The sequence below is a fragment of the Arthrobacter sp. 10T416 genome (assembly GCF_056394165.1).
Window position 1 is genome coordinate 16,389 of sequence record NZ_JBFTHI010000015.1, and the last position, 17,770, is coordinate 34,158.

The 17,770-nt window shown below is 67.1% G+C and carries 15 protein-coding genes; 3 read left to right on the plus strand and 12 right to left on the minus strand.

Annotated features, from left to right (window positions below; genetic code table 11):
- Window positions 1-3: 3 nt before the first annotated feature.
- From ftsW to dinB, 11 genes are all read right to left on the minus strand, one after another.
- Entirely contained in the window at window positions 4-1,497 is a 1,494-nt protein-coding gene (gene ftsW / locus AC1DBE_RS14350) for a putative lipid II flippase FtsW (protein ID WP_476970949.1), read from the minus strand.
- Between the two features lie 2 nt (window positions 1,498-1,499).
- Window positions 1,500-3,101, minus strand: coding sequence for a UDP-N-acetylmuramoyl-L-alanine--D-glutamate ligase (murD, locus tag AC1DBE_RS14355; RefSeq protein ID WP_476970950.1), 1,602 nt, complete (start codon window positions 3,099-3,101; stop codon window positions 1,500-1,502).
- Entirely contained in the window at window positions 3,083-4,192 is a 1,110-nt protein-coding gene (gene mraY / locus AC1DBE_RS14360) for a phospho-N-acetylmuramoyl-pentapeptide-transferase (protein ID WP_476970951.1), read from the minus strand. The genes murD and mraY overlap by 19 nt, the downstream gene beginning before the upstream one ends.
- Window positions 4,189-5,652 (minus strand): UDP-N-acetylmuramoyl-tripeptide--D-alanyl-D-alanine ligase, encoded by a 1,464-nt coding sequence (locus AC1DBE_RS14365; RefSeq protein WP_476970952.1) that lies wholly within the window; start codon window positions 5,650-5,652, stop codon window positions 4,189-4,191. The genes mraY and AC1DBE_RS14365 overlap by 4 nt, the downstream gene beginning before the upstream one ends.
- A gap of 6 nt (window positions 5,653-5,658) precedes the next feature.
- Window positions 5,659-7,299: a UDP-N-acetylmuramoyl-L-alanyl-D-glutamate--2,6-diaminopimelate ligase gene (locus AC1DBE_RS14370; protein WP_476970953.1), complete on the minus strand. Its 1,641-nt coding sequence runs from the start codon at window positions 7,297-7,299 to the stop codon at window positions 5,659-5,661.
- 111 nt (window positions 7,300-7,410) lie between these two features.
- A complete protein-coding gene (locus AC1DBE_RS14375; protein WP_476879846.1) occupies window positions 7,411-9,213 on the minus strand; it encodes a peptidoglycan D,D-transpeptidase FtsI family protein in 1,803 nt (600 codons plus the stop codon).
- Window positions 9,214-9,258: 45 nt separating this feature from the next.
- Window positions 9,259-9,942 carry a cell division protein FtsL gene (ftsL, locus tag AC1DBE_RS14380; protein WP_476903471.1) on the minus strand — a complete coding sequence of 228 codons (684 nt, stop codon included), beginning with the start codon at window positions 9,940-9,942 and terminating at the stop codon, window positions 9,259-9,261.
- Complete coding sequence (rsmH, locus tag AC1DBE_RS14385) at window positions 9,939-10,940, minus strand: 16S rRNA (cytosine(1402)-N(4))-methyltransferase RsmH (protein ID WP_476903472.1); 1,002 nt, start codon at window positions 10,938-10,940, stop codon at window positions 9,939-9,941. Before rsmH ends, ftsL begins: the two co-directional genes overlap by 4 nt.
- A gap of 175 nt (window positions 10,941-11,115) precedes the next feature.
- Window positions 11,116-11,544 (minus strand): division/cell wall cluster transcriptional repressor MraZ, encoded by a 429-nt coding sequence (mraZ, locus tag AC1DBE_RS14390; protein WP_138769645.1) that lies wholly within the window; start codon window positions 11,542-11,544, stop codon window positions 11,116-11,118.
- Window positions 11,545-11,964: 420 nt separating this feature from the next.
- Entirely contained in the window at window positions 11,965-12,333 is a 369-nt protein-coding gene (locus tag AC1DBE_RS14395) for a DUF3040 domain-containing protein (protein WP_476903473.1), read from the minus strand.
- 239 nt (window positions 12,334-12,572) lie between these two features.
- The gene (gene dinB, locus AC1DBE_RS14400) at window positions 12,573-13,784 is read right to left on the minus strand and encodes a DNA polymerase IV (protein WP_476970954.1); all 1,212 of its coding nucleotides are present in this window, start codon (window positions 13,782-13,784) and stop codon (window positions 12,573-12,575) included.
- Between the two features lie 160 nt (window positions 13,785-13,944).
- On the opposite strand from dinB, the gene AC1DBE_RS14405 reads away from it, so the two are divergent.
- Window positions 13,945-14,478 carry a hypothetical protein gene (locus AC1DBE_RS14405; RefSeq protein ID WP_476903474.1) on the plus strand — a complete coding sequence of 178 codons (534 nt, stop codon included), beginning with the start codon at window positions 13,945-13,947 and terminating at the stop codon, window positions 14,476-14,478.
- Window positions 14,475-15,569, plus strand: coding sequence for a polyprenyl synthetase family protein (locus AC1DBE_RS14410; RefSeq protein ID WP_476880640.1), 1,095 nt, complete (start codon window positions 14,475-14,477; stop codon window positions 15,567-15,569). The genes AC1DBE_RS14405 and AC1DBE_RS14410 overlap by 4 nt, the downstream gene beginning before the upstream one ends.
- 87 nt (window positions 15,570-15,656) lie before the next feature.
- On the opposite strand, the gene AC1DBE_RS14415 is transcribed toward AC1DBE_RS14410, so the two are convergent.
- Entirely contained in the window at window positions 15,657-16,010 is a 354-nt protein-coding gene (locus AC1DBE_RS14415; RefSeq protein ID WP_476970955.1) for an Rv2175c family DNA-binding protein, read from the minus strand.
- Between the two features lie 342 nt (window positions 16,011-16,352).
- Between AC1DBE_RS14415 and AC1DBE_RS14420 the strand changes: the two genes are divergently transcribed.
- Window positions 16,353-17,732, plus strand: a complete 1,380-nt coding sequence (locus AC1DBE_RS14420; protein ID WP_476970956.1) for a lytic transglycosylase — start codon at window positions 16,353-16,355, stop codon at window positions 17,730-17,732.
- The last annotated feature ends 38 nt before the right edge of the window (window positions 17,733-17,770 follow it).

The following is a 17,770-nucleotide window of genomic DNA, read 5'->3' on the forward strand; positions in this document are numbered from 1 at the left end:
AGGCTAGGTACGCTTTCGTGCGGGGTTCTTAGGGGCGGGGTTTCGCGTGCCGGACGCCGGGCCCGGGCTGCGGGGTTTAGCCGGGGCCTTCGGGGCCGGTTGCTTGGCGGCCCGTCGGGAGGCCGCCTGCTTGCGCAGGACCGTGGCGAAACCGGCCGGTCCGAACTTGATCAGCTTTTTCGGTTGCATGGTGGGAGCCATCTGGGCGCGGGCCAGGGATAACACTACGCCGATGGCGCACAGGGACATCAGCAGCGCCGAGCCGCCGTAGGAGATAAACGGCAGGGGCACCCCGATCACGGGCAGCAGGCCGGTGACAACGGCCATGTTGACGGTGGCCTGGCCGAGGAGCCAGACCATGATCGTTCCGGCGAGGACGCGGTGGAAGAGGTCCTGCTGGGCCACAACGACCCGGTAGATCGCGGTGCCCAGGACGGCGAACAGGGCCAGGACGACGATGGTGCCGATGAGGCCGAGTTCCTCGCCGATGATCGCGAAGATGAAGTCGTTGTGGGCTTCCGGGATCCAGCTGTATTTCTGCCGGCTTTGGCCCAGCCCGACGCCGAACCAGCCGCCGGAGGCGAGGCCGTAGAGGCCGTTGGTGGACTGGTAGTTCAGGTCGGAGCCGTCGGCACAGGTCTGGCCGGTCCAGGACAGGATGCGGCACATGCGGTTGGGGCTCGTGACAGCCAGGATGGCTGTTCCGATCGACAGGGCGGCTCCGGCGATGGCGAACAGGTAGAGGCGGACCCCGGCGAAAAACAGCCCGGCGGCCATGATGATCATGACGATCATCGCGGTGCCGAGGTCGTTACCGGCGAGGATGAGGCCCAGGATGGCGGCGGCGCCGGGGAAGACCACCGGAACCAGGACGTGCCGCCATTCGCTGAGGTACCGGGCCTTGCGGTTGAGCACGGTGGCCATCCAGAGGGCCAGCGCGAGCTTTGCCGCCTCGGAGGGCTGGAAGGTGAAGGGGCCGACGTCGATCCAGTTCTGGTTGCCGAGGGTGCTGCGCCCGACCAGGAGGACGAGTCCAAGCAGGATGACGGCCAGGATCATGGCCGGCCACGCGACGCGCTTAAGCCACACCACGTTCACCCGTGAGAGCACCAGCATCACAAAGACGCCGATGGCCGCGAAGAGTCCCTGTTTGAGGGCGGCCGAGTACGGCGACTCCCCCGCGGCGATGGCTTCCACGCTCGAGGCGGAGAGCACCATCATGATGCCGATGGCGGTGAGCGCGAGGGTGGACCCGAGAATGAGGTAGTACGTAGACCCGTTGCGGGACGTGCCGGTGCCTTCCAAGGCCGCCCAGAAGCGGCGGTGCCAGCCCAGGACGCGGGCGACGGGTGCTGTTCCCCCGGCCGTTTGGCCGGCGCTCCGGCCTGCTGGCGTGCGTATTGCGTTAGCGGCTTTGTTAGCGGCTGCTTTTTTGCCTGCTGCTGATGCGCCTGCGGCGGGCGGCGCCGCAGCGGGACGGGTGGGCGTGCTGACCATTGCTACTCCTCGGTGGTCTGAGCCTGCCCTTCCACGAGCTCGCGGACAGCTTCGATGAAGGCGTCGCCACGGTGAGCATAGGAAGAGAACTGATCCATGGATGCAGCCGCCGGGGCCAGGAGCACAGTGTCCCCCGAGGTGGCCAGCTGTGCTGCCGAGGCAACGGCCCGTGCCATCACAGTCTCGCCAAAAATCGGCGAGGGGCCTGCGTCGGCGTGGGCCGTTTCGGCAGTCTGCACGTCTTCAGTGTCGCCCTTTGCCTGGCCGATCACGGGGACATCGGGCGCGTGTCGCTGGAGCGAGGCCAGGAGTCCGGCAGAGTCCGCACCGATCAGCACCACGGCCTTGAGCCTGCTGGCGTTCTCGCGGACCAGTGAGTCGTAATTCACGCCCTTGGACAGGCCGCCGGCGATCCACACCACGTTCTGGAACGCGGCGAGAGACGCTGCGGCGGCGTGCGGGTTGGTGGCCTTGGAGTCGTTGATCCAGAGCACGCCTTCGTGGCGGGCCACCGGCTGGATCCGGTGGTCCCCCGGCAGATAGTCCTGCAGTCCCTGGCGCACGGCGGAGGGCTCAACGCCGTACGCGCGCACCAGGGCAGCCGCGGCCAGGGCGTTGGCCACCATGTGCCGGGGCGCGACCGGGCCAAGGTCGGACACTGCGGCCAGTTCGGCGGCGCTGTCCTTGCGCTCCGGGATGAACGCCCGGTCCACAAGCAGTCCCTCAACGACCCCCACCATGCTGATGGCGGGGGTAACGGTGGTGAAGCCCACGGCGCGGCAGCCCTCCACGACGTCGGCGTTCTCGACCATACGTTCGGTTTCGATCTGCTCGGCGTTGTAGATACACGCCTTCTGTGTCCGCTCGTAGACCTTGGCTTTGTCAGCCAGGTACGAGTCGTACGATCCGTGCCAGTCCACGTGGTCTTCGGCGATGTTCAGGCACACGCTGGCGACCGGGGACACCGAGTGGCTCCAGTGCAGCTGGAAGCTGGAGAGTTCGACGGCGAAGACGTCGTACTCCACCGGATCCCGGAGGGCATCAAGGATGGGGGTTCCGACGTTGCCGACGGCGATGGCCTTGAGTCCGGCGGCCTGCAGCATCGCTTCGGTCAGCCCGACGGTGGTGGTTTTGCCGTTGGTGCCGGTGATGGTGATCCAGTCGGCCGTCTTGCGCCCTGCGCGTTCGCGCACGCGCCAGGCGAGTTCGACGTCGCCCCATACGGGGATGTGCGCCCGCGCGGCGGCGGCGAGCAGCGCCTGGTCGGGCCGCCAGCCCGGGGAGGTGACAATGAGTTCGGGTTTCTGGCCGTCCACGGTGGGTACGGCGTTGACGGCGTCGGCTCCGAGGAGCACGCCGGCCGCGCCGACAATCGTCAGGGTGTCGGCCTGGGCGCGCGCTGTGGCGCCGTCGGCGGCGTCCACTACCACCACGCGGGCACCGAGTTCGATCAGGGTGTCGGCGGCGGCGAAACCGGAGATGCCGATTCCGGTGACCACCACACGGAGCCCGGACCAGTCCGCGTCCCAGCTGGTCAGGCCCTCGAGCCGGGGCGAGGTTGCCAGCGGTTCAGGGATCACACCGCTCACAGGAGCACCACCCATTCGGCGTAGAAGATGCCGAGGCCGGCCGCGACGAACAGGCCACAGAGAATCCAGAACCGGACCACGACGGTGACTTCCGCCCAGCCCTTGAGCTCAAAGTGGTGCTGCAGCGGGGCCATCTTGAAGAAGCGCTTGCCCTTGGTGACCTTGAAGTAGCCGACCTGGATGATGACCGACAGGGTGATCATCACGAAGAGGCCGCCGATGAAGGCAAGGAGCAGTTCGGTCCGGGACAGGATCGCGAAGCCGGCCACGGCGCCGCCGATCGCCAGCGAGCCGGTGTCCCCCATAAATATCTTCGCCGGCGAGGTGTTCCACCAGAGGAACCCAACCAGGGCGGCGCTGAGGATGGCGGCAAGCAGGGCGAGGTCCAGCGGGTCCCGGACTGTGTAACAGCCGGCGCCGGCCTGCCGCGGTGAGCCGCAGGACTGGTTGCTCTGCCAGATCCCGATGAGGGTGTAGGCGCCGAAGACCATCACGGAGGCACCGGCGGCAAGGCCGTCCAGGCCGTCCGTGAGGTTCACGCCGTTGGTGGCCGCGGTGACGATCAGGTTGGACCACAGCACAAAAAGGATGGCGCCCACAACCGTGCCGCCGAAGGCGAGGTTCAGCCACGGGATGTCACGGACCAGGGAGATCTGGTAGGACGCCGGGGTGACCTTGTTCTCGTCCGGGAAGTTCAAGGCCAGGACGGCGAAGATGATGCCGACGGCGGCCTGCAGGATCAGTTTGGCCTTGGCGTTGAGGCCCAGGCTGCGCTGCGCGGAGATCTTGATGAAGTCGTCCAGGAACCCGACAAGGCCCATGCCGACCATAAGGAAGAGCAGCAGCAACGCGGAGGCGGACGGGCCCGGCGAGCGGGGGTTCATCATCCACATCACGAGGTGCGTCAGCCCGTAGCTGACCAGCACGGCCACCACGACGACGGTGCCGCCCATGGTCGGCGTGCCGCGCTTGGTGTGGTGGGAGGTGGGCCCGTCATCGCGGATGAACTGGCCGTAACTCTTGCGGACCAGGAACCGGATAAACAGCGGGGTGCCCAGGAAGGAAAGCAGCAGGGCCAGTCCGGCGCCCATCAGCAGTGCGATCACAGCAGTGCGCTCCCTTCAGTGGCGGTTCCGGGTAATGCTATCCGATCGCCCAAATGGCGCAGCCCGATGCTGTTGGAGGATTTGAAGAGGACCAGGTCGCCCGGCTCGAGCTCGGCGCGCAGGATGTCATAGGCCTCATCGACGTTTTCGGCGAACAGGCACTCGTCGCCCCAGGATCCTTCGTTGACCGCGGAGACGTAGAGCGCCCGGGCCTCGCGTCCGATGACGAGCAGTCGGGAAATGTTGAGCCTGACCACCTGGGTGCCGACGGCGGTGTGCTCGCGGATGGAGTCCTCGCCGAGTTCGAGCATGGCCCCGAGCACAGCCCAGGTGCGCCGGCCGCGGCCGAGGTCCGCGAGGGTCCGCAGCGCTGCGCGCATGGACTCCGGGTTGGCGTTGTAGGCGTCGTTGATGATGGTCACGCCGTCGGCCCGTTCGGTGCGTTCCATCCGCCAGCGGCTGGCGGCGGTCTGCGCGCTGAGCGACGCGGCGGTGCCGGTACCGGGAATGCCGGCGGCGTGGGCGGCGCCGGCGGCGGCCAGGAGGTTGCCCACGTGGTGTGCACCGATCAGTTTGGCCGACACGTGGTGGCGCTCGGTGCTGCCGGGCAGCTGCAGCTCGAATTCGGGGTTGCCTTGGGCGTTCAGCTCGACGTCGTCGGCCAGGACCAGCGCATTCTGGCCGCTGCCGGTGCGCTGGGCGGAGAAGCCGAGGACCGTTGCGGAGGTCCGTGATGCCATGGCGGCCACGCGCGGATCGTCGAGGTTCAGGACGGCCGTGCCGTCCGCGGGCAGTGCTTCGACCAGTTCGCCCTTGGCCTTGGCGATGTTTTCGACCCCACCGAACTCGCCGGCGTGGGCTGTTCCGACGGCCAGGACGACGCCGATCTCCGGGCGGACCATGTCCGCGAGGTAGCGGATGTGGCCGATGCCGGTGGCGCCCATCTCGATGACCAGGAACCGGGTCTCGTAGCCGGCGCTGAAGACGGTCAGCGGGACCCCGACCTCGCCGTTGTAGGAACCCTGTGGGGCCACGGTGGTGCCGTAACCGGAAAGAATCCCTGCCAGCAGGTCCTTGGTGGTCGTTTTGCCGGCGGAACCGGTGATGCCGATGACGGTGAAGGCCTCATTGCCGGCGGCGCGGTGCGCCCGGATCCGGCGGACGGCTTCGGCGGCGAGGGCGCCCATGGCCAGGACGGAGTCCTCGACGACGACGGCCGGGTACGTGGACCCGTCCGGGGCGGCGACGTCGCGCTCGACGAGTGCCAGCACGGCTCCGCGTTCAAAGGCGGCCGCCACGAAATCGTGCCCGTCTGCGGTTTCTCCGGGTTTGGCCACGTAGAGGGAGCCTGCCGTGGCTTCGCGGGAGTCGGTCACCACGGAGCCGGGGGTGATGCCCGGTTCCGCGGCCAGCCGGCCGTTGGTAATTTCGGCGATTTCAGCCGCAGTAAATGCAATCATCTCGGTTTAGGACTCTATCCGCTGGTCATCGAGAACGGTGAATCCTCGTGCTGTCAAGGCGGAGCGGAGCTCCACCCGGTCATCGAGCGCCAGGTTGACGCCCTTGACCTCCTGCCAGACCTCGTGGCCGCGGCCGGCAACCAGGATGGTGTCGCGCGAGTCCGCCAGTTCCACGGCCTTGCGGATGGCGGCGTCGCGCGGGAACACTTCCAGGACGGTGCAGGCGAGGCCTTCGCCGGCCTGGGCCTCGAGGGCTCCGGCGAGCACGTCAGCGCGGATGGCGGCGGCGTCCTCGTCGTGTGGGTCGTCGTCGCTGACAATCACGGTGTCGGCCAGGCGGGCGGCGATGGCGCCCATGGCCGGCCGTTTGCTTTGGTCGCGCTGGCCGGTCGCGCCAAAGACGATGATGACCTTGGAACCCGGCTCCGGGGAGCGCACGGCTTCCAGGGCACGGGCGAGGGCGTCCGGGTTGTGCGCGAAGTCGACGACGGCGGCCGGCTCCGTTGCCACGAGCTGCATCCGGCCGGGCACGGCGACGGTGAACGGGTCGGCGCTGTCCAGAGCGGTCTGCACCTCGGCCGGGGAGGTACCGCCAGCGATGACCATGGCCGTGGCGAGGGCGGCGTTGGCGACGTTGAAGCTTCCCGGCAGCCCGGTGTGGACCCGAAGCTCGGTGCCGTCGCGGTGCCGCAGCCCGAAGTCGGTGCCCAGGCCGCGCGGCCGGGGATCGACAACGGTCCAGTCCGCCGCCGTGCCGCCGGCGTCCGTGGCGAGGGTGCTGACGGGGATGCCGGCGCCGGCGGCAAGCTTCCGGCCCCATTCGTCGTCCACGGTCACGACGGCGGCGCGGGCGCGTCCGGCGGTGAAGAGCTGCGCTTTGGTCCCGAAGTACTCCTCCATGCTCCCGTGCAGGTCCAGGTGGTCCTGGGTGAGGTTGGTGAAGCCGGCCACGTCGAACTCCACGCCGTCGACCCGGTGGAAGGCAATGGCGTGCGAGGAGACCTCCATGGACGCGGCGTCGAGCCCGCGTTCACGCATCAGCGCCAGCAGGGCGTGGACGTCGGTCGACTCGGGGGTGGTGAGGAGGCTGGGGATCGGTTCGCCGCCGGCCAGGATCTCGATGGTTCCGATCAACCCGGTCTTCTTGCCGAGCGCCTGGAGCAGGGAATTGATGAAGTACGTGGTGGTGGTCTTGCCGTTGGTCCCAGTCACCCCGAACAGGGCCGGCGCCGGGGCGTCTGCCGGCCGGCTCCGGTAGATCAGCGCGGAGAGGCGGCCCACCAGGCTCCGCGGCTCCTCGGCGAGCAGGACGGGCACGGAGATGTCGTTGGAGAGAGCCAGCAGGCGCGCGCCGGCGTCGTCCGTCAGGACCGCGGCAGCACCTGCGTCGACGGCGTCCGACACAAAGTCCGCGCCGTGCCGGGCCGCGCCGGGCAGAGCGACGTACAGGTCCCCCGCTTCGACGGTCCGGGAGTTCAGTGAAATTCCGGTGACGGGCACGTCCGCGGAGGCACCCGGGACGACGACGCCGATCCACTCACCGATGGTTTCAAGCGGCACGGCGGCAACCGTCGAGGGCCGGAACGCCGAGGTGGAGTCCTGGCCGGATGGCGCTGGTGCCGCATCGTGGGCATTGGGCTCTGACAAGGGGATCTCCGTTGCGGTGCTGGGCAGCATGCGCCGCGCGCGGAGGATTGCCCCGCACGCAGGCCCGGCTGCGTGGAACTGGTGGGTGTTGCTGACTCGTGAAGCTGGGTGCTACTTGGCGTACTGCGGGAGCCTGACCGGCTTACCGGTGGACGGCTCAACGTTGTAGGTGCGCAGCGTCTGGCTCATCACCGAACGGAACACGGGCCCCTGGGTGATGCCGTAGATGCTGCCCTTGGGCCGCTGCAGGACAACTTCAACAATAAACCGCGGATCGTCCATTGGCGCCATCCCGATCAGGGAGGCCGTGTAGCCGCAGAATCCGGACTTGCCGTCATCACACGGGGATTCGGACGTACCCGTCTTGGCGCCCACGCGGTAGCCGTCGATTGCGGCGTCCTTGATCTCGCCCTCGGTGACGGCGCTTTCGAGGATGTCGCGGACCTGCTTGGCGGTGCTCTTGGAAACCACCTGCCGGCTGGGCTTCGCCGGGACTTTCTCCACGGTGCCGTCGGGGCTGATGTAGCTGTCGATCAGGCGCGGCTGGAGCATCACGCCGTCGTTGGCGATGCTCTGGTAGGCCCGGACGGTCTGGAGAGTGGACTGGGCGACGCCCTGGCCGAACAGTACGGTGTACTGCTGCCGGCCGTCCCACTGGTCGGCCGGCGTCAGGATGCCCCGGGCCTCGGCCGGGAGCCCGATGTCCGGAGCCTCGCCGATGCCGAACTTCTGCAGCCAGTCGTGCCGCTTTTCCTTGCTGATCCGCTGGCCGACCATCACCGTGCCGGTGTTCATGGAGTAACCCACGATGCCCGCCAGGGTCCGCTTCTCGGTGCCGTGCTCGAACGCGTCGGTGAACGTCTGCCCGTCCACCGTGTAGGTCGGCGGGATGATGAACTTGTCCAGCGGCTTGGCCGTGCCCTCCTCGATGGCCGAGGCGGCGGTGATCATCTTCTCCACCGAGCCCGGCTCGTACGCGGCGGTCACCGACCGGACACCGCGGTCCGCTGCGGCCACCTTGCCGGGATCATTAGGGTCCGGGGCGTTGGTGTCCGCCATCGCGATGATGTTGCCGGTCTTGACGTCGGAAACGACGATGACGCCCCACTCCGCGCTGAGCTGGTCCTTCTGGCTCTGGATGGCCTGCTGGGCGAAGTACTGCAGGTCCGAGTTGAGTGTGAGTTTGATGTCCTTGCCGTTGACGGCCGGGGTGAACTGGTCCACGCCTACCGGGATGCGCAGCCCGTCGGCGCCGATTTCGAACAGCCGCTTGCCGGCGGTGCCCTTGAGCACGTCGTCCTGGGTCTGTTCCAGGCCCGCCTGGCCGGTAGTGCCGTCCTTCAGGAAGCCGACAATCCCGCCGGCCACGGAGCCGTTGGGGTAGACCCTCTTGCTGGTGCCTTCGGTGACGATGCCGGGGATCTGGAGTTTGGAGATCCGGTCCTCGACGTCGGGCCGGATGTCCTTTGCCACGATGTAGTAGCGCTGGGTGCCGGTCAGGGCGGTCTTGAGGTCGTCCTTCTTCATGCCCAGGACGGTGGCGAGTTCCTCGATGCCCTCATCCCGCGTGATCTTCACCACCGTGTCCTTGCCGTCGACTTTGTCCAGCCGCGGGAACGTCTCGGTGTTGGTGTTGACGGTCTGGTCCACCACGACGTTGTAGCGGATCACACTGCTGGCCAGCACGGTGCCGTGGGAGTCGAGGATGCTGCCCCGTTCTGCGGGCAGTTCAATGGGCTTGAGCCGGTTCTTCAGCGCTGCCTCGGCCATGCCGCCGACGTCGAGGCCCTGCACCAGGAACAGCTTGCCGCCCACCACCAGCAGCAGCGTCAGCATAATGCCGAGCCCCAGCCGCAGCCGCCGTGTGGCGCTCGGCGTCTTGCCTGGTCGTGCCTTGCCGGTGTTTTGCGCCACGGGAGTTTCCTTGCTTCTTGCCTTGCTGGTGGTTGGTGCCGCCTGCTATTTAGCCGGGATCTTCTGGGCCGGAGCGGGAATGGTGCCGCCGTAGAGGTCCACGGCCGGTACCCGCACGGCGGGGACCTGGACTGCGGGGATCTTGGCTGCCGGAACCTTGGCTGCGACCTTGGCCGCTGCCTTGGCCACAGTGTCAGCGGGTTTGAGGTTCAGGAGCGGTTCGTTCTCCGTGGCGGAGGGAACCACGTTGACCTGGCCGGCGACGGCGGGGGCCGCGATGACGGCGCCGGGGGCGTCGCTCTTGGCGGCCGGCTTGGCCTTGCCGGACACGGCCAGGGTCGACAAGTCGATTTGGCCCTTGACCGTGGAGGCCACCATCCCGAGCTCGGTGGCTTTGGCCGCCAGGTTCTGCGGGGCGTCAAAGTTCTGCACCTGCTGGGTGAGGTCCTGGTTCTGCTTGGTCAGCGTGGACTGCGTGGCCCGCAGCTCCACCAGCTGGTACTGGGCAGAGGAGACCGAGATGTTCAGGACCAGCACGGCCATCAGGGCGAGGGCCAGGATTCCGAAGCACATCACCACGAACGGCGCCCGGCGCTTGCGCGGGACAGACCGGACGACAGAGAGCGGCGTCCGGGACTTGCGGGCGGGCGCGCCCGGGGTCAGGTCCGGAAGCGCGCGGGCCGTGGCAGCCGTTGAAACGGGGAAGCTGTTGACGGCGGCGGTGCTCATGCGGCTCTCCTGGCTTTGATACGTTCCACGGCCCGCAGCCTGGCGGAGGCGGCGCGTGGGTTTTCTGCGATTTCTGCTGCGGTGGGCACCTCGGTGCCCTTGGTGAGGGTCTTCAGTTCTGCCTTGTGCTCCTCCAGCTCCACCGGGAAGCCGAGGGGCGCGGAGGATTTGGAACCGGCCTGGAAGACGCCCTTGACGATCTTGTCTTCCAGCGAGTGGTAGGACATGACCACCACCCTGCCGCCCATGGCGATCGAGGCGACGGCGGCCGGAATGGCCCGCTCGAGCACCTCGAGTTCCTCGTTGACCTCGATCCGGAGGGCCTGGAAGGTCCGTTTGGCCGGGTGGCCGCCGGTCTTCGCGGCGCCGGCGGGAACGACGGCCCGGATGGTGTCGACCAGTTCGCCGGTGGTGCTGAACGGCTTATCGGCGCGTGCGGCGACGATCCGGTTGGCGATCCGGCCGGCGAACTTTTCCTCGCCCCACTTTCGGATGATCCGGACCAGTTCCTCTTCGCTGTAGTTATTAACGACGTCGGCCGCAGTCTGTCCGCGGCTGGTATCCATCCGCATGTCCAGCGGCGCGTCGAACGAGTAGGCGAAGCCGCGGTCCCGTTCATCGAGCTGCAGCGAGGAGACGCCGAGGTCCATGAGGATGCCGTGAGCTTCCGCGATGCCGAGGTCTTCGAGGACTTCGGGGATCTCGTCGTAGACGGCGTGGACCAGGTCGATCCGGTCGGCGAAGGGCTTGAGCCGCTCCCCTGCCAGGGCGAGGGCTTCCTCGTCACGGTCGATGCCGATCAGGTGCAGGTCCGGGAAGCGCTGCAGCATCGCCTCGGAGTGGCCGCCCATCCCGAGCGTGGCATCAACTGCGATGGGCGTTTCGCCGCGCCGGCGGGCCTCTTCGAATCCGGGTGCCAACAAATTGATGCACCGGTCCTTGAGGACCGGTACATGGCGTTCGGACGTGGGCTTCGCCTGGTTGGAGTCGTCGCTCATGCCTGCGTCCTTTCGTTGGAGGGGTCTCTGCGGTGCTGCGCTTCTTGGTCCAGATCCCCATCCGCGCCTACCCTGCGGCCCGCCTGGCTCCGGGGAAGTGAGCCAGGTGAACTGCCGGATGGGCGGCTGGAGATCTTGAGCAAGAAACGGTGGTGTTGCTGGTGCCGCCGGGGCTTCAGAGAATTCCCGGGATGGCGTCGTCGGTTTCCGAGAAGGCGGTTTCCTTTTCGGCCAGGTACTCGTTCCAGGCCTGGGCGTCCCAGATCTCCGCGCGGGTTCCGGCGCCAATAACGGCCAGTTCCCTGCCGAGACCTGCGTATTCCCGGAGCGCCGGCGGAATCGTCACGCGCCCCTGCTTGTCAGGTACCTCGTCGGAGGCTCCAGAGAGGAAAACGCGGATGTAGTCACGGGCTTGCTTGGAGGAGATTGGAGCCTCCCGCATCTGCTCGTGAACCCGGCCGAATTCCGCCTCACTGAAGACGTAGATGCAGCGTTCCTGGCCCCGTGTGAGAACCAGGCCGCTGGCAAGTTCCTCTCGGAACTTCGCTGGGAGGATGATTCGACCCTTTTCGTCCAGACGTGGCGAATGAGTGCCGAGAAACACGGCCCACCGCCTGTCTGTTGTAGGAAGTCCAACGTCCCCTGTGCTGCCACTACCCTCTTACGTCCTCCACATTACTCCACTTCACTCCCCCGTCAACGACATTCCGGTGTTTTTAGCGCAATTTTGGGCGTGTTGTCGGCGAAACACCCCTGATAAATAAAGGGAAGCGCGAAAAGTGGGGCGCAGTGGAGGGAATATCACCTCCAACTAGGCTTCGGGGCCGCCTCCAGCCCGGCCAACGGAGCCGAAACCAGGCCGCCCGGGGATCGATTGCTCCGTACGTACCCTTTTGGCCCCCCAAAACGGCAGATACGGAGCAGTCGATGGGGGTTAAACGGAAAAGGACCCGCCGAAGCGGGTCCGTGGTTTTCCACGTGGAAGAGGTGGTGGTGCCAAATGGAGGGGGTTAGCCGCGGGGGGTCAGGACTCGCCGCGGTGCCGTTCCTCCCAGCGGTCCTCGAGGTTGCTCATAAACGAACTGCGCGGCTTGCCCGGCTTGCGTCCGTTACCGGCCTTGGCCTTGCCGCCGGCGCTGCGCATGGTCGCGAAGTAGACGCCTGCGCCCATCACGAGGAACCCAATCACGCCCACGACGATGCTTTGCAGCGAAACGCCCAGCAACAGCAGCAGGATGCCCGCGACGGCGCCGAGGACTCCGATGACCAGATGGCGGGTGGACCAGGAGCGACCCGGATCMGARCCCATCGAGCTGGCRAACTTGGGATCGTCCTCRTGCAGCTGCTTCTCAAGTTGCTCAAGCAACTTCTGTTCGTGCTCCGAGAGCGGCATCACGACCTCCTTAAGTCGRCCAACGTCCAGAACTGACGAGGCCCTTGTCCCTTAAACCCTAACGACCGGGAGTGCCGGTTGGTTCCCTGTCCACCGTCATTGGTGAAACGGGGTTCCGCGGTTCCCTGTGAGGTGTTTAGTTGGCATGGCCGGCAACCCGAACATTTGATCCAGTCGTTCGAAATCTATGTATCTCTAAGGATAGATTGTTGCGCCCTGTTCTGAAAGACGCCGGCGGCTCATCCCGCGTCGGGACCGGGATCCAGCAGGCGGGCCGGCAACACCGCCTTGTTGCCGAACTTCCGCGTGACCCTGTCCAGCACCTGTTCGGCTGTTCGCCAGTTGTCGTCCCGGCGGTCCAGGCTRAGTTGCAGCGGCGCCTGGGCKGCCTCTTCRAGYTGCTCSGCCCKRATSCCCACGAGSCGCACSGTCATGGGCCGCTCCCCGATGGACTCGAGGAGCTGAACCGCCACACCGTAAAGCAACTGGGCGCTGTCGATCGGCGTGCTGACGGTCCGGCTGCGCGTGATGGTGGAGAAATCCGCATAGCGCAGCTTCAGGGCTACCGTGCGCGCGTGCATTCCCGCGCTGCGGAGCCGCTCCGCCGTGCGGTGCGAGAGCCTGAGCAGCTCGCGGTGCAGCAGGGCCTCGTCCGCCGTGTCGACGGCGAAGGTTTCTTCCGCTCCGATGCTCTTCTCCAGCCGGACCGGTGTCACGGGCCGCGGGTCGATTCCCCACGACAGCCGGTAGACGTGCTCCCCCGTGGCGCCCAGGATCTTCCGCAGCGACGGCAGGGGCGTGGCAGCGACGTCGGCAACCGTCCGGATCCCCATCCGTGCGAGCACCTCGACTGTTTTGGCCCCGACGCCCCAGAGGGCATTGACCGGCAGGGTATGCAGGTACGGGACCGTCTCATCCGGGCCGATCAGCAGCAGTCCGTCCGGCTTGCAGCGGGTTGAGGCAATCTTGGCAACGAATTTGCTGGCGGCGATCCCCACCGAGGCCGTGATCCCCAGTTCGCCCGCGACCCTGCGGCGGATCAGTTCGCCGATCTCCCTGGGCGGTCCAAGCCGCCGGATGGCGCCGCCGACGTCGAGGAAGGCCTCGTCGACGCTGAGGGGTTCCACGAGGTCGGTGATCGACCCGAAAATGGCCATGATCTGGCCGGAGACTTCGTAGTACAGCTTGTGGCGGGGCTCGATGATGGTGGCCGCCGGGCACATCCGGGCCGCCACCGCCATGGGCATGGCGGACTTGACGCCGAACTTCCGGGCCTCGTACGACGCCGAGAGCACCACCGAGCGCTCCGCGGGGTATCCGACGATCACGGGCCGGCCCTTCAGCTGGGGACGGCTGCGGAGTTCAACGGAGACGAAGAACGCGTCCATGTCCACATGCAGGATGCTGCTGCGCCGCAGCTCGCCCAGCTCCGCCTCGTTAGAGGGCTTCACGCCGGGCTGCCCGCCATGACGGCCGTTGCGTCTTTCGGCTTGTTCCGCACTGCCTTTATCCCCACGTAGATCTTCCTCCGGCCCCACGCAACAATCCTATGCGCAGGGACTGACTAAACTGGAGGCTGCATCCAGCGTCAACACCAGGAGGAATGTCCCCGTGAAGGTTATTGGAGAGCGCAGACGCGCCGTGGCGGCCGTGGCGGCCGCGGGCGCTTTGCTGGCCCTGGCCGCGTGCACCCCGGGTCCGGGAGCGACGGCGGCGGCTTCCTCCGCGTCGGCGTCGGCGGCCCAACCCACCGCCGAATCCTCCACGACGGCACCTCCCAGCCCGTCCGCAGAACCTGGCACCTCCGCCACCGTCGGCGCGCTGGTGGACGGCTTCCCCACGAAGCTGCTGCCGGTGATGCCGGGTGCCCAGGTGGAATCCAGCAGCTTTGACAAAACCGGCGCCCCCGCGACCGTCGCACTGGTCGCCAAGATCAGCGAGCCCGCGGCCGACGTCGTGTCCTTCTATAGCAAGAAACTCGCGGGCCTGGGGTTCAAGGCCGTACCGGGCGGCGCGGTGGGTTCGGTGGCGTCGAGGGATTACCTGCGCGGTACTAACGAAACCGTGAACCTCGCCGTCGTGGAGGCTGCCGGCGTCTCGACCTTCACCATTGGCGCCAACGTCGCCGCTGAGTCCGTCAAGTGAGCCTGGCCGAACAACTCCGGGTTGAGCAGACCGACTTTGTCGCGGCCGTCGCCGGCAAGCTGACCGATTTCCTGACCGAACGTGCCACCCTGATGTCCTCCATTTCCACGGACATCGATCCGCTGATGGGATCGATCTCCAACCTCGTCACCGGCGGCAAACGCCTCCGGGCCCTCATGTGCTACTGGGGCTGGCGGGGAGCCGGCGGCGGGGCGGGTGCCGGCGAGGTGGTCACCGCGGGCTCGGCGCTGGAGCTGTTCCAGGCAGCTGCGCTCATCCACGACGACATCATCGACCGCTCGGACACCCGCCGCGGCGGCCCCAGTGTGCACCGCCGTTTCAGCGAGCTGCACGCGAGCCAGGGCTGGGCGCTGGACCCGGAGCGCTTCGGCCACGCCGCAGCTATTCTCACCGGCGATCTGTGCCTGTCTTTCAGCGAGGAATCGTTCACGGCCATCGGCGACCGGGCAGCGTCCGGCAGCCGGGCCAGGCTTATCTTTGACCTGATGCGCGCCGAGGTTATGGCCGGCCAGTATCTCGACATCCTTGAGGAGGTCGCCGGCCCGCACCGGGACCGCGCCGGCGCTGTCAGCCGCGCCCAGTCGATTATCCGTTTCAAGTCGGCGAAGTATTCCACCGAACACCCACTGGCGCTGGGCGGTGCCCTCGCGGGCGCATCGGACGAGCTGCTGCGGGGCTACTCGGCGTTTGCTCTCCCCCTAGGCGAAGCGTTCCAGCTTCGCGACGACGTCCTGGGCGTCTTCGGGGATCCTGTCACCACCGGCAAGCCGGCCGGCGATGACCTGCGCGAAGGCAAGCGGACGGTGCTGGTCGCCTTCGCCCTGGACCAGGCGGCCCCTGCAGAGTCCGCCTTCATCGATGCCAAGCTGGGCAGCCCGGACCTGACGGCCGGCGACGTCGAGGAAATCCGCCGCATCATCATTGAGTGCGGTGCCCTGCAGGCCACCGAGGTCCTGATCGAACAGTTCGGCGCGGCCGCATTCGATGCCCTCGACCTGCTGCCGCTGGAAGAACTCCCCAAGACGGCCCTCCGGAGGCTCGCCGAAGCCGCTGTCAGCCGGACGGCCTAGTCCGCCCGCAAATCTCCGGATACGGCAAAGGCCGTGCACAGCGCGAGACGCTGAGCACGGCCTTTGTTATGGGGCCAGGGACCGCGCCTACCAGGCCATGGTCTGCGCGCGGCGCCGGATTTCGGTCTTTCGTCCTTCACGCAGGGCATCAATCGGACGCCCGCGCAGGGATTCGTCGGCAGTAAAGAGCCAGACAATGAGTTCCTCATCCGAATAACCCGCATCGGAAAGGACCACGATGGTGCCCTTGAGGCTCTCCACGGCGTGGCCGTCCTGGATAAAAGCTGCCGGCACGGAGCGAATCCGGCGGTCGCCGATCCGCACGGCCGCCAGCGCACGCTCGTCCAGCAATGCATGAACCTTGGTGATAGAGACATCCAGTTGCTGGGCTACATCGGGCAGGGGCAGCCATTCGCCCACAAGGCTTTCTACAGTACTCACGGATCAAGATTGCCATGCCGGAGAGGATTGCGCCTAGTCAGCCGCGTGCGCTGTGCGGGTCCCCTTAACGTTGACCTTAATAAAGACTACGAAAACGGGCGCTTTAATGCCCGACGCCGGGACTCCGGTTGCTCCGTGCGTCCCCCGGCCCGGCACGCGGCCGGACGACACACCAAATGGCCGTCGTTGCACAATGTCAAACAGTTCTTGTGCTATTTCGCAATTCGTGAGAGATTCGCTTAGATCACATTTGTAACTGCAGTATCTCCAGTCACACTGGTAACACCAGTAACATCCGGTCAGAGCTGCAGGGTTCGCCGCTGAGAAAGAGGATTTTTTCCCATGACGACGTCACGTTCGCCGAAGCCCAACCCGAGGCCCGGCCTCCCGCTGATCGCGGCGACGACGGCGGCGCTTCCCGCCGTCGTGCTGTCCTCCCTCGCGATCGCCCAGCCGGCCGCGGCCGAATCCCGGCCCCGCGCGATCCCGGCGACTCTCGCAGCGGCCATGAAGGCCCAAGGTGTGGCTGCAGCATCCCAGCCCTCCGCCGTGATCCCTGCGGGTTCCGTGCCGGCCACCATTCCCACGGCGTTCCGCCCGGCGAAGGTTGCCGCCCCGGCGCAGTACACCATCGCCCGCGGAGACACGATCAGCGGTATTGCCCACAAGTTCGGCCTGGACACCCACGCTGTCCTGAAGCTGAACAAGCTGCAGCCCAAGACCGTGATCTACCCGGGCCAGCGGATCAAGCTCTCCGGCTCAGCAGGCGCCACGGCGGCCCCGGCGAAAGCCGCCCCCGCCAAGGCAGCACCGGCCCAGGCCGGCGGCGCGACCTACACAGTCAAGTCCGGTGACACCCTGGGCGCAATCGCGGCCCGCCACGGCGTCAAGCTCTCCGACGTGCTCAGCCGGAACGGGCTGAACATGCGGTCCGTGATCTACCCCGGCCAGAAGATCAAGATCGGCGCCGGTGTGGCCGCACCCACCGCCCCCCGCCCGGCGGCGCCCAAGCCCGCGGCGGCTCCGGCGGCTTCCGGCTCTTACACCATCAAAGCCGGCGACACCCTCTCCGGCATCGCAGCCCGGCACGGCGTGAAGCTCTCCGCCGTGCTGTCCGCGAACCGGTTGACCATGAGCAGCATCATCTACCCCGGCCACAAACTCGTCATCCCGGGCGCCGGCACAGTCACCGCCGTAAAGCCCTCCTCGAGCCAGCCGCCGGCCACGGTGACTCCGCTTGTTCCGAGCTCGTTCCTGGGCTTCAGCTACCCGGACGCGGTGGTCAGCTCAGCGAACAAGAACAAGGCCCTGCTCAACGCCTCACCGGTGCCCACCCGCGCGCAGATGCAGCAGATCGTCTCCGACACGGCCCGCCGGATGGGTGTGACCCCGTCGCTCGCGCTGGCGTTCGCCTACCAGGAGTCGGGCTTCAACCAGCGCTCGATCTCCCCGGCCAATGCGATCGGCACCATGCAGGTTATCCCGTCCTCCGGCCAGTGGGCGTCCGAGCTGGTGGGCCGCAAGCTGAACCTGCTGGACCCGTACGACAACGCCACCGCCGGCATCGCCATCATCCGCCAGCTGGTGGCTACCAGCAAGAACCTGGACTACGCCATCGCCGGCTACTACCAGGGTCAGTACTCGGTCAACACCAAGGGCATGTACGAAGACACGAAGGCCTACGTGGCTTCGATTAGGAAGCTGCAGAAGAACTTCAGCTAGAACCGCCAGCATCGCGCGGGGCTGAGACCCCCGGCGCG

Bases quoted from the DNA above. Each gene is read 5' to 3' on its own strand.
- AC1DBE_RS14365 (WP_476970952.1), bottom strand. From the start codon at position 5,652: ATGATTGCATTTACTGCGGCTGAAATCGCCGAAATTACCAACGGCCGG.
- rsmH (WP_476903472.1), bottom strand. From the start codon at position 10,940: ATGAGCGACGACTCCAACCAGGCGAAGCCCACGTCCGAACGCCATGTA.
- murD (WP_476970950.1), bottom strand. From the start codon at position 3,101: ATGGGTGGTGCTCCTGTGAGCGGTGTGATCCCTGAACCGCTGGCAACC.
- ftsL (WP_476903471.1), bottom strand. From the start codon at position 9,942: ATGAGCACCGCCGCCGTCAACAGCTTCCCCGTTTCAACGGCTGCCACG.
- ftsW (WP_476970949.1), bottom strand. From the start codon at position 1,497: ATGGTCAGCACGCCCACCCGTCCCGCTGCGGCGCCGCCCGCCGCAGGC.
- AC1DBE_RS14420 (WP_476970956.1), top strand. From the start codon at position 16,353: ATGACGACGTCACGTTCGCCGAAGCCCAACCCGAGGCCCGGCCTCCCG.